The following is a 14,129-nucleotide window of genomic DNA, read 5'->3' on the forward strand; positions in this document are numbered from 1 at the left end:
CCCGCGGAACGCACCGGACCGTATCGGGAGGGCTCAGGCGGGGGCGACGCCGTCGGCGTGCCGCCGGGCCAGGGCGCGGTAGAAGTCCGGGTTGGTCCGCACCCACCAGCGGGCCTGCTCGGTCAGCTCGCCGCGTTCCTTCGCCGCGGAGCCGAGCATCAGCCGGTCGGCAGCCAGCTCGGAGTTCGGCGCGACCGTCGACCCGGCGGCGACCATCGCGCCCTCGCCGATCCGGGCACCGTCCTGCACGGTGCTGCCGTTCCCGACGACCGCGCGCGCCCCGATCACGGCGCCGTGCACCACGCACAGGTGCCCGATCGTGGCGCCCTCGCCGATCTCGGTGACCGGGTCGTCGCCGCCGTGCAGCACCGACCCGTCCTGCACGTTGGCGCCGGCACGTACGACGATCGGCCCCAGGTCGGCGCGGAGCACGGCGTTGTACCAGATCGAGGCGCCCTCCTCGACGCGTACGTCCCCGACGAGGGTCGCGGTCGGAGCGACGAAGGCGTCCGGGTGCACGGTGGGGGAGAGGCCCTCCAGGGCGAACAGCGGCATGGCCGACAGCTTCGCACCCGCCGCGGTGCCCGTCGGCGACGAGACCGCGTCGTCGCCCGCTCGCCCCCGTGCCGCCCGGTCGTCGCTCAGTCGTGCGGGTGTGCGTGCAGACCCAGGTCGGACAGCTCCAGCGCGGCCAGCGCCGCGACGACGGCGGGGTCCCCGGACCGCCACGCCGCCGCCGGGTCCGGCGCGACCCGGACCAGCCGCGACACCGGCACCCGGGACAGCGCCCGCACGGCCAGCAGGTCCGGCGCGGCGGTCCGCGCCGCGACGGCGGCACCGGCCCGCCGGGCGTAGCGCAGCCGCAGCGGCAGCCAGCCGAGCAGCACCGGCAGCAGCATCACCAGCGGGACGACGACCAGCGCCCCCGTCGCGAGGGTGCCGACGGCGTCGCCGAACTCCCGCCCCGCCGCGACGAGCTCGGTGCCCGCCCCCGTGGCCGGATCCAGCGCGCGGGCCAGGTCGGACCCGATGAACGGGATCGAACCGACCGCCCCGGCGACCCCGGTGAAGGTGTCGGAGACCCGTCCGCCCGCGGCGACCAGCGAGTCTCCGGGCCCGCGCAGGGCGGCCAGCCCGTCGTGCACGGTGACCCCGGCGGCGACGGCGACGACCGTCCACAGCACCGCGACGACGTCGGCGACGACCTGGCGGGCGATCCGGTCGGGGCGTTCGGCGTACCAGCGCATCGGTCCTGTCTACCGGGACCGGAAACCGGTCGTCCCCGCGGCCCGCCCGTGCTCTGCTGGGCGGGTGGACCGCTCGCTCTCCCTCCACCGCGCCTCCTGGGACGACCGCGCCCCACTGCACGCGCAGAGCCCCGACCACGGCGTGGACGCGCTCGTCGCCGATCCCGCGCGGCTGTCCGGGGTGGTCCGCTTCGACGCCGACCGGCTCGGCCCGGTCGCCGGTCTGCGCGTCGTACACCTGCAGTGCCACATCGGCACCGACACGCTGTCGCTGCACCGGCTCGGCGCCCGGGTCACCGGCCTGGACTTCTCCCCGGCCTCGCTGGAGCAGGCCCGCGCCCTCGCGGCCCGTGCCGGAGCAGACATCGACTACGTCGAGTCCGACGTCCTGCGCGCCGACGAGGTCCTGCCGCACCACGGCTTCGACGTGGTCTACACCGGCATCGGCGCACTCTGCCGGCTGGCTGACCGGCCCGGCCACGGATGCGCCGACCCGGTCCGGGCGTCGAGGATCGGCTCGGGGTCGAGCCGGTCGCCGTACCAGTCCGGGGTGAGGGTGCTGCGATCGATCCGCAGCCGGGCCCGCGTGCTCCGTTCGACGAGGGACTCGGCGCTGCCGTCCAGCGGTCTGCCCGTGGCCTCGACGGGAGTGCCGTCGGGCCGGTGGAACAGCCAGTCCTCGCCGGGTGGGCGCAGGACCGGACCCCGACGCCGCACCAGCCGCCGCGGTCGTCGAACTCGGCGAGCAGGCGCAGGAGGCGGCACTCGGCGGCGGCGATGTCGCCGGCGAGACCGAGGAGCCCGGACTCGAGATCCGGCAGGCTCAGCTCACCGGCGGGCGTGTTCGTGGGGGTGGAGGTCGGCACGGCGCTCTCCTTCGTCGAACGTGTGTTCGACAGAAGGGTGCCGGGCGGGTCCGACAGTTCCGGTCCACGACGACGGTGGGGACCGGTGCGGACCGGGGCGATCGCGTTCCGCGGAACGCGGCCGCCCGGTTGCGCGGTCGCCGACGTCCGCAGGTCGGAGAGACGGACGGGGGGTCCGCCGGACCCCTCCGACCCGCCGCCCGGTGGGCATCCGGGCCCGGGGTCGCGTTCCGGAACGCGATCCGGAATCAGCGACGACGCTCCTCGGCTCGCGCGCACGCCCTCACGCCGTGCCGCCGTGCCGGGCGGAGAGGCGTGGCCGGGGACGTCGAGGTCAGAGGAGGCCGAGCTTGGTGGCCGCGTAGACCGCCTCGGCACGACGCGACACCATCAGCTTGCGCATCAGGTTGCCGACGTGGAACTTGACCGTCGTCTCGGAGATGAACAGCTCGGCGCCGATCGCGCGGTTGGACAGCCCCCGGGCCAGCAGGCGGAGCACGTCCAGCTCACGGTCGGTCAGCCGTTCCCGGTCGGGCATCCCGCCGGACAGCGACCGCACCATCGCCGACGCCGACCGGGCGTCGAACGCGCTCTCCCCGCGGGACACCGCGCGGATGGCACGGACGAGCTCGGTGGTGTCGACGTCCTTCACCACGTAGCCGCGGGCGCCGGCCTGCACCGACTCGACGACGAGGCGGTCCTCGGCGAAGGTCGTCAGGACCAGCACCCCGATGCCGGGGTGGTCGGCGCACAGCTTCCGGCAGACCTCGAGACCGTCGGTCTGCGGGCCGGACGCCAGCTTGAGGTCGAGCAGCACCACCTGCGGCCGGCCGGTCGCGACGGCGGCGAACGCCTCCGGTGCGCTGCCCGCCTCGCCCACGATGCGCAGGTCGTCCTCGCGCTCCAGTACCGCGCGCAGCCCCTGGCGCATGATCGAGTGGTCGTCGACCAGCACGATCCGGATCGGCCGCGCCGCGACGCCCGCGGGACCGGGACCGCTGCGGGTCGCGGCGGTCCCGCCGGACCCGTGCATCCCGCCGCCCGGCGCGTTCCCGCCGCCCTGCCCGGGGCCCGCCTGACCGGGGATGCCGTGACCACCGCCGTGACCGCCGCCGTGGCCGGGGCCGCGCGCGCCGACACCGGCTCCGCCGCGGGCATCCGGTCCGCCGCCGCTGCGGGCGTCCGTGACGGCGCGGCCCCGGGCGGGGCCGCCGGTGACGTGCCCGGGACCGCCCGGGGCGGTCCGTGTGCCGCTGCTCATCCGAGCTCCTTCCCCGGCGTCCCGATCGGGACGTCCACCTGCACCTGCAGCCCACCGATCCGCGAGCGGCGGAACCGCAGGGCCCCGCCCATCTCGCGGGCGCGGGCGTCCATGTTCACGAGGCCGCGGTGCTCCCCGGAGGGGCCGCGGACCGACGCCGCACGCAGCGTGCGGCGGATCTGCTCGGGGGAGGCGCCGCCGTCGTCGGAGATCGACAGGCGGACGCGGCCGTCGGCGTAGGCCAGTCGCACCACCGCCCGCGAGGCCGACGCGTGCATCGCCGTGTTGAACAACGCCTCGCCGGCGATCCGGAACAGCGACTGCTCGTGCTCGTGCGGCAGTGGCACCGGGGCCCCGCCGATCGTCACCTCGACCCGCAGCTCGTCGGGCATGTGCACGGTGGACAGCTGCCGCAGCATCGAGGGCAGGTCCTTGTCGGCGTGGTCGTCGTCGTTGAGCGCGTAGATCGCCGACCGCAGCTGCTCGACGGCCCGCCGGGTCAGGTCCTTGGCCGTGTCGAGGTGCTGGAGCAGGACCGGCTCGGTGATCTCCGACCGGCACAGCTCGATGTGCATCCCGGCCGACAGGGCGTACTGGGTGACGCTGTCGTGCAGCTCGCGGGCGATGCGGTGCCGCTCGTTGTCGAGGACCTCCCGCTGGCGGGCCGCCCCGAGTGCCTGCTGGGTGAGCATCAGCTCGTCGTTGCGGACGCGCAGGTCCTCGGCCTGGGCCGCGGTGCGCGCGTGCAGCCGCTCGGCGCGCTCGAGCAGCGCGCAGTTCTGCAGTGCCGACGCCGTCTGACCGGCCAGGATGCGCAGCACCGAGTGGTCGGTGTCGTCGATGTGCCGTTCCGGCGGCGTCCACGCGACGAACCCGCCGACGGTGCGTCCGTCGAGCCGGATCGGGACGTGCAGGTGCCGGGGGCGCGGGTCGTCCTCGTGGTGGTGGTGATGGCCGTCGCCGGCGTGCAGCCGTTCCACGTGCCGGCGCACGCGCTCGGGCACCGACCCCAGGTCGGCCCACTCGACTCCGTCCGGGCCGAGGACCACGTGCCGCGGCGCGGCGTCGGGCAGCTCGCCGTCGACGAGCCCGAGCACCACCCAGTCCGCCGACAGGTGGTCGGCGGCCGCGTCGGCGACGGCGCGGACCAGCGCCTCGGAGCCCTCCATCGTGCGGACCAGCGCGGCCGAGATCCGGTCCAGCGCGAGGATGACCCGGCGCAGTCGTTCGGCCCCCTCGCGGTACTCCGGGTAGAACGACGGCTTGCCCGTCCGCAGGCCGGTGAGCTGGTCGAGGTCGGGGCGGGCCCGGCCCCCGGCGGCCGGCGACGAGGGCGGTGCGGGAGTGCGGCGGCGCGGGAAGCGGGCTGCGGCGGTCACCGCGAGGGCCTCCGTGCGGGCGTCACAGCGCTTCCCGGAACAGGTTCTCGATCTGCTCCACGCTCGCCGTGCGCGGGTTGGTGGTCAGGCAGGCGTCGCCGAGGGTGAGCCGGGACAGCCGCGGGACGTCGGCCTCGCGCACCCCGATCGCGGCGAGCCCGGTCGGGACGCCGACCTCGTCGGCCAGCTTGCGGACCTCGGTCGCGACCATGTCCACGGCCTCGTCGCCGGGCATCCCCGGCCGGGCGGGCAGCCCCATGGCCTGGGCGATCGGGACGAAGCGCGCCGCGTCGGCGTCGGAGGCCGAACCGTTGAACCGGATCACGTGCGGCAGCAGCACCCCGTTGATCAGGCCGTGCGGCAGGTCGAGCATGCCGCCGACCTGGTGGCTCATGGCGTGGGTGGCGCCGAGGATCGCGTTCGTGAACGCCAGGCCCGCCTCGAGCGCGGCCTGCGCCATCGCGGTGCGGGGGCCGTCGTCGTGGCGGCGGATCATCGTGGTCGGCAGGTTGGCGTGGACGAGTGCGACCGCGTGCAGCGCATGGGTGTCGGTCAGCGGGCCGTGGGCCAGCGACACGAACGCCTCGATGCCGTGGGTGAGCGCGTCCAGGCCGGTCGCGGCATTGAGCCAGTCCGGCATGGTGACGAGCAGCCGCGGGTCGATCACCGAGACGTCCGGGACCAGGGCCCGGCCCATGATGGTGATCTTGGTGAGGCGGGCCGTGTCGGTGATGATGCAGAACTGGGAGACGTCGGCGCCGGTGCCCGAGGTCGACGGCACCATCACCAGCGGCGGGATCGGGTTGGCGATGCGGTCGATGCCCTCGTAGTCGAGGATCGTGCCGCCGTTGGCCGCGAGCAGGGCGACGCCCTTCGCGGCGTCGATCACCGACCCGCCGCCGACGCCGATCACCACGTCGCAGCCGGAGCTCTCGTAGCGCTCGAACCCGGCCTGGATCTCGTGGTCCTTCGGGTTCGGGGTGATCTCGTTCCACAGCTGCGGGCGCAGGCCCGCGGCGCGCAGGTGGCGCAGCAGCTCGGCGGGCCATCCGGCCTCGGTCACCCCCGGGTCGGTGACGACGAACGGCCGGCGCGCACCGAGCCGCAGTGCGGCGTGCGCGGTCTCCGGCAGCGAGTCCGGCCCGAAGACGATCTCCGGGGCGTGGAACTTGGACAGCCGCGGCCGCTCCCGTGGGCGGTGCGCCGCGCGGACGGTGTAACCCTCGTCGGCGCCGGACGTGCCGGTCTCCCCGTCGAGCACGAGAACGGTCTCCCGTCGCACGGTCCCGCGATGCCCGTGGTCAGGGGCGACGGGACCGGCCGAACCGGTGAGGACCACGTTGCCCTCCTCCTGCTGCTGCGCGTTGTCGACTCACCACTCGACGACGGCGAGCGGATCTGTCACGAGCGTGTGGCCCACGGTACAGGGACACCCTGTCCCTCGACCCCCTCGATCGGCGGACGGCACGCCGATCAGCAGGTCGGAGCCGGATCGTCGACCGGCTCCGGCCTGGCCGAAAGCGGAGGAGGTCAGGACGCGTGGATGGGCCCCTCGCGTTCGGCCAGCCGGACGCCCTCGCCGCCCCAGTGCTGGGCGATCATCTCCGCGGCGATTGACACCGCGGTCTCCTCCGGGGTGCGGGCGCCCAGGTCCAGCCCGATCGGCGACGACATCTTCGCGATCTCGGCCTCGGTCACGCCCCGCTCGCGCAGACGCTCGAGCCGGTCGTCGTGGGTGCGTCGCGAGCCCATCGCCCCGATGTAGCCGACCTCGGGCAGCCGCAGCGCGACCTCCAGCAGCGGCACGTCGAACTTCGGGTCGTGGGTGAGCACGCACAGCGCGGTGCGCTGGTCGATTCGGCCCGCGTCGGCCTCGGCCTGCAGGTACCGGTGCGGCCACTCGACCACGACCTCGTTGGCCCCGGGGAAGCGGCTCGCGGTCGCGAACACCGGACGGGCGTCGCAGACGGTCACCCGGAAGCCGAGGAAGGTGCCCATCCGGGCCACCGCGGCGGCGAAGTCGATCGCCCCGAACACGATCATGCGGGGCGGCGGCGCGAACGACTCGACGAAGATCTGCAGGCCCTCCCCGCGTCGCTCGCCGTGGACGCCGTAGGTCAGCGTCGCGTTGCGGCCGGAGTCGAGCAGACCGCGGACGTCGTCGCGCACGGCGTCGTCGATCCGGTCCAAACCGGTGCCGCCCTCGGTCCGGTCCGGCCAGACGATCAGGCGCCTGCCGAGCAGCTCCGAGGGGCCCGCGACGACCGTGGCCACCGCGACCGGGTCCTCGTCGCGGATCGCCTCGGCGATCCGGCCGAGCTGTAAGTAGGTCTCCGGGGTCACCTTCTCCACGAAGATGTCGAGGATGCCGCCGCAGGTCAGGCCGACGGCGAACGCGTCGTCGTCGGACACCCCGTAGCGCTGCAGCACCGGCCGTTCCTCGGACAGCACCTGCTGTCCGAGCTCGTAGACCGCGCCCTCGACGCAGCCGCCCGAGACCGAGCCGACGGCCTCGCCCGCCGGGCCGACGAGCATCGATGCCCCCGGCTGGCGCGGTGCGGACCGGAAGGTCCCGACCACCGTCGCGAGCGCGGCCGGCTCACCGTTCTTCCACCAGCCTTCGAGCTGGTCGATCACGTCACGCATTGCGCACCACCTCGAGCAGTTTCTCCAGCGTGTCCAGGCTGTGCCCGGCCAGCAGGTCGTCCAAGTGCGGAAGGGCCGCGACTATTCCCCCCTGGACCGGGGCGTAGCCGTCCTTGCCCGCGTGCGGGTTGACCCAGATCAGCCGGTGGGCCAGCCGGGACAGCTGCTCGGCCTGGGAACCGAGCAGCTCGGTGCCGCCGCGCTCCCAGCCGTCGGAGAAGACGACCACGACCGCCCGCCGGGCCGCACCGCGGCGTCCCCAGCGGTCGACGAAGGCCTGCAGCACCTCGCCCAGCCGGGTGCCGCCCGACCAGTCCGGGATCGCCCTGCCCGCGGCGCGCAGCGCGTGCTCGGGGTCGCGCAGCCGCAGCTCACGGGTGATGCGGGTGAGCCGGGTGCCCAGGGTGAACGCCTCGACCGAACGCGGCGAGCGACGGACGACGACGTGGGCGAAGCGCATCAGCGCGTCCGCGTAGGGCTCCATCGACCCCGAGACGTCGATCAGCAGCACGACCTTGCGCGGCCGGCGCGAGGTGTCGCGCCGGGCCAGCCGGAAGATCTCGCCCTGGTTGCGCAGCGCCGCGCGCAACGTGCGCTGCGGGTCGGCCTCGCCGTGCCGGTTGCGCCTGCGACGCCGCGACGCCCGGGTCGGTGGCTCCGGCTTCAGCAGGGTCATCAGCCGGCGCAGGTGCTCGCGCTCGGCGGGGGAGAGCTCCCCGAGGTCGCGGTTGCGCAGGATCTCCGCGCCGGTCGCGGCGGCCTTGATCTGCGGGCCGTCGGTGTCGTCGGAGTCGTCCTCCCCGCCCTCGCTTCCGGGCAGCAGCGCGGCCAGCTTCGGTGGTGCGGGCGGGCGGTCGTCACGGTTGCTCGACGGGCGGTTGCTGGTCGGCTCGAACCAGGACGGGAACGCCAGGTCGTACCGGACGATGTCGTCGGGGTCGGTGCACAGCGTCAGCCGGCCGGCCCAGTACGCCTGGTCCCGGTCGGTGACCTCCAGGGTGTCGAGCGCCTGCAGGTAGGCGGTCACCCGGTCCTGGGTGACCGGGACCCCTGCCGCGCGCAGGACCTCGGTGAACCCGACGAATCCGGTGAGCAGCTCGTCGGTGGTGCCGGTGGGCTCCGCCGCGGGCGGCCGTGGCGGGGCCGCCGGGGACGGGCTCGGGGGGACGGTCATCGCGGCCGGGTCAGGACGCCAGCAGGGTGTCGAGCTGCTTGTGGACCCGGTCGGCGTCCTCCCGGTACTTGAGGACGGCCCCGAGGGTGCGCGCCGCCGACTCCGGATCCAGGTGCCGGGCACCGATCAGCTGCAACGCCCGGGCCCAGTCCAGGGTCTCCGCGACGCCCGGGGGCTTGATCAGGTCGGCGTGGCGCAGCTTCTGCACGGCCCGCGCGACCGACGCGGCGAGGCGCTCGGGCACCTCGGGCAGCCTGCTGTGCAGGATCTCGATCTCGCGCTCGATGTTCGGGTGCTCCAGCCAGAGATAGAGGCAGCGCCGCTTGAGCGCGTCGTGGACCTCGCGCGTCCGGTTCGAGGTGAGGACGACGACCGGCGGCGTCGCGGCGCGCACCTCCCCGAGCTCGGGGATGGTCACCGCGTGCTCGGTGAGGACCTCCAGCAGGAAGGCCTCGAACTCGTCGTCGGCACGGTCGATCTCGTCGATGAGCAGCACCGACGGGCTGGTGCGCAGCGCCTGCAGGATCGGGCGGGCCAGCAGGAAGCGCTCGTCGTAGAGGCCGGCCTCGACGCTGTCCGGGTCGAACCCGTCGCGCCCGCTCGCGGCCTCCAGGGTGCGCAGGTGCAGCAGCTGGCGGGGGAAGTCCCAGTCGTAGAGGGCCTGACCGGCGTCGATGCCGTCGTGACACTGCAGGCGGATGAGCGGTGCGTCCAGTGTGGCGGCCAGTGCCTGGGCCAGTGCGGTCTTGCCGGTCCCCGGCTCGCCCTCGCAGAAGAGCGGACGGTTCATGCGCAGGGCGAGGAAGGCCGCCGTCGCGAGACCGTCGTCGGCGAGGTAGCCGGTCGCGCGCAGCGCGTCGGCGAGCTCGGCCGGGCTCCCGGGGCCGGGTGCGGGTTCGTTCACCGAACCAGCATGCAGGACGAGCGGTGAACGCGGCCACAGCAGGAGGGTCCCTCCTCACCGCGCGGGCGGGTCCGGGACCTCCCCGTGAGGACGAACGAGGCCCTCGGAAGGTTCGACTTGCTTCCGGATCAAAAATGTTCACGACCGCGTGATAGGTCCGTGATGTGACGTCGTTGACCAGTGCGTTTAGGGAGAATCTGATAATTACATCGTTGTTACAGTGATTCCGCTCACGGGCCCCTTCATTGACGAATTCTTTCCGTGCATTCACCTTTCTCGTCGGCCGGTCCACCGGAGCGGCCGCCTGAACGAGTCACACATCCGGACCCGCCGCGCCGAACCACCCCCGTCCCGCGGCTGTCCGGTCCGTCGAGGAAACGGAACGGGACGGGGACGAGAGAGACCACCTCCGCGGGCGTCATGGACGTCGCTCCCCGGTCCCGATCGACGCACCCGCGACGACACGGTGGGCACACCTGTGCCCTGGGGACCTCCTGCGCGGAGTGTGCGTGTCCTCGGGACGGCGCGGTGGGAGCGAAACGATGACCAAGGGACCCAAGGGCCGAAGTCTCCTGCGCATGGCTGCGGCGGGTGTCGTCGCGGTCGGCGCGACGGCTGCGATCGCCGGTACCGCCAACGCCGCCCCGGACGAGGTCTGGGACCAGCTCGCCCAGTGCGAGAGCGGCGGCAACTGGTCGATCAACACGGGTAACGGGTTCTCGGGTGGGCTGCAGTTCACGCCGTCCACCTGGAAGGCCTTCGGTGGCACCGGCTCGGCGCAGAACGCGAGCCGCGCCGAGCAGATCGCCGTCGCCGAGAGGGTGCTGGCCGCCCAGGGCTGGGGCGCCTGGCCGTCCTGCTCGAAGAAGCTGGGCATCACCGGCCACTCGGCCGACACCGGCAAGCGTGTGAAGGCGTCGGCCCCGGCCGCCTCCGCGCCGAAGAAGAAGGCGGCCGCCCCGGCCGCCGGCGGCTACACGGTGAAGTCGGGCGACACCCTCGGGAAGATCGCCGCCGCGCACGGCACCTCCGTCGCCGCGCTGGCCGCCGCGAACGGCATCGGCAACGTGAACGTGATCAGCGTCGGCCAGGTCCTGAACCTCGGCTGATCCCGCCGACCGTTCCCGGACCGCCATCCGGGACGGGCGGCACGGGGTGCGCGGTGTCCCCAGCACCCGCCCCGGCGGACGACGGCCCGGGTCCGCCTTCCCTCGCGGGGAGGCGGACCCGGGCCGTTCCGTCGTTCCGGGGCGCGCGGCCGGGCTCAGGTCGAGTTGACCCACTCGTCGGAGCCGTCGGCGAACCGCTGGTGCTTCCAGACCGGCAGCAGCCGCTTCACCTCGTCGACGAGCTCGGCGCAGGCGGTGAACGCCTCCCGGCGGTGCTCGGCGGCGACGGCGCAGGCGAGGGCGACCTCGCCGATGTCGAGCGGGCCGACCCGGTGGCTGACCGCGAGCGCCCGGACGCCGGGGGAGCGTGCGGCCACCTGCTCGGCGACCTCGGCGACGATCCGGGCGGCCGTCGGGTGCGCGCTGTACTCCAGCCCGTGCACCGACTTCCCGCCGTCGTGGTCGCGCACGACGCCGGCGAAGGTGACGACCGCGCCGGCCGCGGCGTGCTCGACCAGACGGGCGTGCTCGTCGACGTCGAGCGGCTCCTCGCCGACGGCCGCACGCAGGACCGTCGCGGTCCGCGTGGTCGCGGGATCGGTCATCGGTGGTCTCCTCCGTGCAGCTGGTCGACCGCGTGGTCGAGGACCCCGGCGAGCACGCCGAGGCCGTCCTTCACCCCGCCCGGGGAGCCGGGCAGGTTGACGATCAGGGTGCGGCCCGCGACCCCGGCCAGACCGCGGGAGAGCACCGCGGTGGGCACCTTCTCCTCCCCGGCGCGGCGGATCGCGTCGGCCAGGCCCGGGATCTCGTGGTCGAGCACGGCCCGGGTGACCTCGGGGGTGGCGTCGGTGGGGGAGATGCCGGTGCCCCCGGTGGTGACGACGACCGCCACCCCGTCGGCGACGGCCGCCCGCAGCGCCTGCCCGACCGGCTCGCCGTCCGGCACGACGACCGGGTCCGGGGTGTCGTAGCCGCGCTCGCGCAGCCAGGCGACGATCGGCGGCCCGCCGCGGTCGGTGTAGACGCCCGCCGCGGCGCGGTTGGAGGCGGTGACGACCCGGGCGGTGCGCGCGGCGGTCATGCCCCGCGCTCCCACAGCCCGGTCTTGCCGCCCTCCTTGCGCTCGACGCGCACGGCGTCGAGCACGGCGGCCGGGTCCACGGCCTTGATCATGTCGTGCAGGGTGAGCCCGGCGACGGCGACCGCGGTCAGCGCCTCCATCTCCACCCCGGTGCGGTCGGTGGTGCGGACCTCGGCGCGGATGGCGACCCGGCCGGCGTCGCCGTCGGTGGCCGGGGTCAGGTCCAGCGTCACCCCGCTGATCGCGATCGGGTGGCAGAGCGGGACGAGGTCCGGGGTGCGCTTGGCGCCCATGATCCCGGCGATGCGGGCGGTGGCGAGCGCGTCGCCCTTGGGGAGGCCGTCGGTCTCCAGCAGGTGCACGACCTCGGCCGTGGTGTGCACGGTCCCGGTCGCGACGGCGGCGCGACGGCCGGGCTGCTTGTCGGAGACGTCGACCATCCGGGCCGCCCCGGCGTCGTCGACGTGGCTGAGCGCGGGGCCGGGCCGGTTGTGCTCGGTGGTCACGACCCCGACAGTACGGGGGGCGTCGGAAGGGTGGTCCCTGCCACTCCGTGTGCACGGGCCGGGCCCCCCGGATGGCCCAGTGACTGTGATCTGTATCACGTTTGTGGAACCGATCGCACTGTTTGCACGAACGTTTCTCGTTCGTGATCGGGGCTCGTCACCTGCGCAAACGCAAGCCCCGAACATCATGTGTCCGGTACGTCCGACGCCACGCCGTGTCGCCGTCGACTTTCGCGTCGTCCTGACGTGACCTACCTTCGGTCCCGGCTCGGCCGACTCCCCCATGCGGCCGGGCTCCGGTGCCGCAACGCTCCCTGTCCGGCGGTCCACCGGCCCCCGAGGTATCGGTGTGGGACAGGGCCGATCGTCAGACGGATCGGTGGCCGCTCCCCCGGCCGCCGGACCGGGCACCCACTCCCCGGGTGCGGTTCGGGTCGCGTCACGCGGGAGACCTGCCATGCCTCGTTACCGTGGGAAACACCGTAAACCGAGCACCGCCGGCCGCACGATCGTCCGGACCGCCGTCGCCGGTGCCGTCCTCGGCGCCCCGATGCTGGCCGTCGTGGGTACCGCGAACGCCGCCACCGACTCCACCTGGGACTCGCTCGCGCACTGCGAGAGCACCGGGAACTGGGCCGCGAACACCGGCAACGGCTACTACGGCGGCCTGCAGTTCAGCCCGAGCACCTGGAAGGCCTACGGCGGCGGCGAGTACGCCACGTCGGCGCACCAGGCCACCCGGGCCCAGCAGATCGCCGTCGCCGAGAAGGTCCTGGCCGCACAGGGCTGGAACGCCTGGCCGTCGTGCTCGTCCAAGACCGGCGCGTCCGGGTCCGCCACGCCGCGGACCCTGGAGACCGACTCCGGCACCCGGGCCCCGGAGCGCGTGAAGGCCAGCGCCCCCGCGGCGTCGTCCGGCGGCACCTACACGGTGAAGTCCGGCGACACCCTGGGACAGATCGCGGCCGCGCACGGCATCGCGAACTGGAAGGACCTGCTGTCCAAGAACCCGGGCCTCGGCGCCGGGCACCTGATCACCCCCGGCCAGGTCATCAACACCTGATCCCGGCACGACGGCGCCCCGGTCCCTCGGCGAGGGACCGGGGCGCGCGTGTGTCGGGACCGTTGCGGTGGTTCAGGTACCGGCGAGGCGGCGCAGCTGCCCTGGGGTGTCGACGTCGTCCGGGACGGCGACGTCGCCGCACTCGACCAGCTCCACGTCGGAGCGGCCGGCCAGATAGTCACGGGCGCCGGAGTCCCCGGAGGACAGCGCGACGACCCCGGACCAGTGGTCCCGGCCGAGCAGGACCGGGTGCCCGGGGACGCCGTCGAACGCGGCGCGCCGCAGCGACGACGGCCCGGCGCCGTCGACGACCCGGCGGATCGCCTCCGGTCCGATGCCCGGCAGGTCGACCAGGTGCACCAGCGCCGCGCCGGTGCCGGGCAGGTGGGTCAGCGATCCGAGCCCGCGCCGCAGCGACGCGCCCATGCCCTCGTCCCAGTCCTCGGCGACCACGACACCGACGTCACTGCCGTCGGTGCCGAGGCCGGCGCCGCGCAGCACGTCGGCGACGTCGTCGGCGCGGGCGCCGAGCACGACGGTGACCGGGCCGCACCCACCCGCCTGCAGTGCCTTCACCGCCCGCACCGCGAGCGGCTCACCGTGCAGTCGGACCAGCGCCTTCGGGGTGCCCATGCGGCGCCCGGCGCCGCCCGCGAGCAACAGGCCGGCGACCACGGTCAGCGGTTGATCTCGGTGACCGGGTGCTCGTAGGGCACGCTGGCGACCGGGAACTCGATGTCGCCGAACGGCGACATGTTTCCCTGGACGCTGCCCAGGAGCTCGGTGACCGGGTGGTCGCCGTCGTCGGAGTGCGGCCACTCCGGGTGGATCCGGTCCTGCTTCGCGGGCTTGGCGGCCATCGCGTCCTCCAGCGTCGTCGTCCGGTCCCG

The 14,129-nt window shown here is 74.3% G+C and carries 16 protein-coding genes and 1 pseudogene; 3 read left to right on the top strand and 14 right to left on the bottom strand.

What is annotated here, in order from left to right:
- Positions 1–33 precede the first annotated feature (33 nt).
- Positions 34–555, bottom strand: a complete 522-nt coding sequence (locus tag KPF22_RS04310) for a gamma carbonic anhydrase family protein (protein ID WP_062398301.1) — start codon at positions 553–555, stop codon at positions 34–36.
- A gap of 86 nt (positions 556–641) precedes the next feature.
- A complete protein-coding gene (locus tag KPF22_RS04315; RefSeq protein WP_224401296.1) occupies positions 642–1,247 on the bottom strand; it encodes a hypothetical protein in 606 nt (201 codons plus the stop codon).
- A gap of 181 nt (positions 1,248–1,428) precedes the next feature.
- Between KPF22_RS04315 and KPF22_RS32935 the strand changes: the two are divergent.
- A pseudogene (locus KPF22_RS32935) lies at positions 1,429–1,626 on the top strand (methyltransferase domain-containing protein); the annotation flags it as partial.
- Positions 1,627–1,679: 53 nt separating this feature from the next.
- Here the strand turns inward: KPF22_RS32935 and KPF22_RS04325 are convergent.
- The 7 genes from KPF22_RS04325 to KPF22_RS04355 all read right to left on the bottom strand — a co-directional run bounded on the left by KPF22_RS04325 (position 1,680) and on the right by KPF22_RS04355 (position 9,477).
- A complete protein-coding gene (locus tag KPF22_RS04325; RefSeq protein WP_208825925.1) occupies positions 1,680–1,964 on the bottom strand; it encodes a hypothetical protein in 285 nt (94 codons plus the stop codon).
- 483 nt (positions 1,965–2,447) lie between these two features.
- Positions 2,448–3,374 (bottom strand): response regulator transcription factor, encoded by a 927-nt coding sequence (locus tag KPF22_RS04330; RefSeq protein ID WP_308010358.1) that lies wholly within the window; start codon positions 3,372–3,374, stop codon positions 2,448–2,450.
- Positions 3,371–4,753, bottom strand: a complete 1,383-nt coding sequence (locus KPF22_RS04335) for a GAF domain-containing sensor histidine kinase (protein WP_307799856.1) — start codon at positions 4,751–4,753, stop codon at positions 3,371–3,373. Before KPF22_RS04335 ends, KPF22_RS04330 begins: the two co-directional genes overlap by 4 nt.
- 22 nt (positions 4,754–4,775) lie before the next feature.
- A complete protein-coding gene (locus KPF22_RS04340) occupies positions 4,776–6,035 on the bottom strand; it encodes an iron-containing alcohol dehydrogenase (RefSeq protein ID WP_224401297.1) in 1,260 nt (419 codons plus the stop codon).
- Positions 6,036–6,283: 248 nt separating this feature from the next.
- Positions 6,284–7,399 carry an XdhC/CoxI family protein gene (locus KPF22_RS04345; protein ID WP_224401298.1) on the bottom strand — a complete coding sequence of 372 codons (1,116 nt, stop codon included), beginning with the start codon at positions 7,397–7,399 and terminating at the stop codon, positions 6,284–6,286.
- Complete coding sequence (locus KPF22_RS04350; protein ID WP_208825900.1) at positions 7,392–8,573, bottom strand: VWA domain-containing protein; 1,182 nt, start codon at positions 8,571–8,573, stop codon at positions 7,392–7,394. Before KPF22_RS04350 ends, KPF22_RS04345 begins: the two co-directional genes overlap by 8 nt.
- Positions 8,574–8,583: 10 nt before the next feature.
- A complete protein-coding gene (locus KPF22_RS04355; RefSeq protein WP_224401299.1) occupies positions 8,584–9,477 on the bottom strand; it encodes a MoxR family ATPase in 894 nt (297 codons plus the stop codon).
- Between the two features lie 542 nt (positions 9,478–10,019).
- Between KPF22_RS04355 and KPF22_RS04360 the strand changes: the two genes are divergently transcribed.
- Entirely contained in the window at positions 10,020–10,586 is a 567-nt protein-coding gene (locus KPF22_RS04360) for a transglycosylase family protein (protein ID WP_208825897.1), read from the top strand.
- Positions 10,587–10,741: 155 nt separating this feature from the next.
- Here KPF22_RS04360 and KPF22_RS04365 read toward each other — a convergent pair whose 3' ends face one another.
- Genes KPF22_RS04365 through moaC form a run of 3 tightly spaced genes read right to left on the bottom strand, consistent with a single transcriptional unit; the run spans position 10,742 to position 12,176 of the window.
- Positions 10,742–11,191: a molybdenum cofactor biosynthesis protein MoaE gene (locus tag KPF22_RS04365; RefSeq protein ID WP_224387119.1), complete on the bottom strand. Its 450-nt coding sequence runs from the start codon at positions 11,189–11,191 to the stop codon at positions 10,742–10,744.
- Positions 11,188–11,670, bottom strand: a complete 483-nt coding sequence (locus tag KPF22_RS04370; protein WP_062403845.1) for a molybdenum cofactor biosynthesis protein B — start codon at positions 11,668–11,670, stop codon at positions 11,188–11,190. The genes KPF22_RS04365 and KPF22_RS04370 overlap by 4 nt, the downstream gene beginning before the upstream one ends.
- Positions 11,667–12,176, bottom strand: a complete 510-nt coding sequence (gene moaC, locus KPF22_RS04375) for a cyclic pyranopterin monophosphate synthase MoaC (RefSeq protein WP_083474373.1) — start codon at positions 12,174–12,176, stop codon at positions 11,667–11,669. The genes KPF22_RS04370 and moaC overlap by 4 nt, the downstream gene beginning before the upstream one ends.
- 457 nt (positions 12,177–12,633) lie before the next feature.
- Here moaC and KPF22_RS04380 point away from each other — a divergent pair, with 457 nt between their 5' ends.
- Entirely contained in the window at positions 12,634–13,239 is a 606-nt protein-coding gene (locus tag KPF22_RS04380) for a transglycosylase family protein (protein WP_224401300.1), read from the top strand.
- Positions 13,240–13,311: 72 nt separating this feature from the next.
- Here KPF22_RS04380 and KPF22_RS04385 read toward each other — a convergent pair whose 3' ends face one another.
- Both KPF22_RS04385 and KPF22_RS04390 read right to left on the bottom strand, forming a co-directional pair.
- A complete protein-coding gene (locus KPF22_RS04385; RefSeq protein ID WP_208825891.1) occupies positions 13,312–13,914 on the bottom strand; it encodes an NTP transferase domain-containing protein in 603 nt (200 codons plus the stop codon).
- A 2-nt stretch (positions 13,915–13,916) separates the two neighbouring features.
- Positions 13,917–14,099, bottom strand: a complete 183-nt coding sequence (locus KPF22_RS04390) for a hypothetical protein (protein WP_062398283.1) — start codon at positions 14,097–14,099, stop codon at positions 13,917–13,919.
- Positions 14,100–14,129 lie beyond the last annotated feature (30 nt).

Source organism: Pseudonocardia sp. ICBG1034 (genome assembly GCF_020131375.1).
Taxonomy (GTDB): domain Bacteria; phylum Actinomycetota; class Actinomycetes; order Mycobacteriales; family Pseudonocardiaceae; genus Pseudonocardia; species Pseudonocardia alni.

Excerpts from the sequence above, each read along its gene's own strand:
- KPF22_RS04310 (WP_062398301.1), bottom strand. The coding sequence starts at position 555 with ATGCCGCTGTTCGCCCTGGAGGGCCTCTCCCCCACCGTGCACCCGGAC.
- KPF22_RS04315 (WP_224401296.1), bottom strand. The coding sequence starts at position 1,247 with ATGCGCTGGTACGCCGAACGCCCCGACCGGATCGCCCGCCAGGTCGTC.
- KPF22_RS04330 (WP_308010358.1), bottom strand. The coding sequence starts at position 3,374 with ATGAGCAGCGGCACACGGACCGCCCCGGGCGGTCCCGGGCACGTCACC.
- KPF22_RS04345 (WP_224401298.1), bottom strand. The coding sequence starts at position 7,399 with ATGCGTGACGTGATCGACCAGCTCGAAGGCTGGTGGAAGAACGGTGAG.
- KPF22_RS04350 (WP_208825900.1), bottom strand. The coding sequence starts at position 8,573 with ATGACCGTCCCCCCGAGCCCGTCCCCGGCGGCCCCGCCACGGCCGCCC.
- KPF22_RS04360 (WP_208825897.1), top strand. The coding sequence starts at position 10,020 with ATGACCAAGGGACCCAAGGGCCGAAGTCTCCTGCGCATGGCTGCGGCG.
- KPF22_RS04365 (WP_224387119.1), bottom strand. The coding sequence starts at position 11,191 with ATGACCGATCCCGCGACCACGCGGACCGCGACGGTCCTGCGTGCGGCC.
- KPF22_RS04370 (WP_062403845.1), bottom strand. The coding sequence starts at position 11,670 with ATGACCGCCGCGCGCACCGCCCGGGTCGTCACCGCCTCCAACCGCGCC.
- KPF22_RS04380 (WP_224401300.1), top strand. The coding sequence starts at position 12,634 with ATGCCTCGTTACCGTGGGAAACACCGTAAACCGAGCACCGCCGGCCGC.
- KPF22_RS04390 (WP_062398283.1), bottom strand. The coding sequence starts at position 14,099 with ATGGCCGCCAAGCCCGCGAAGCAGGACCGGATCCACCCGGAGTGGCCG.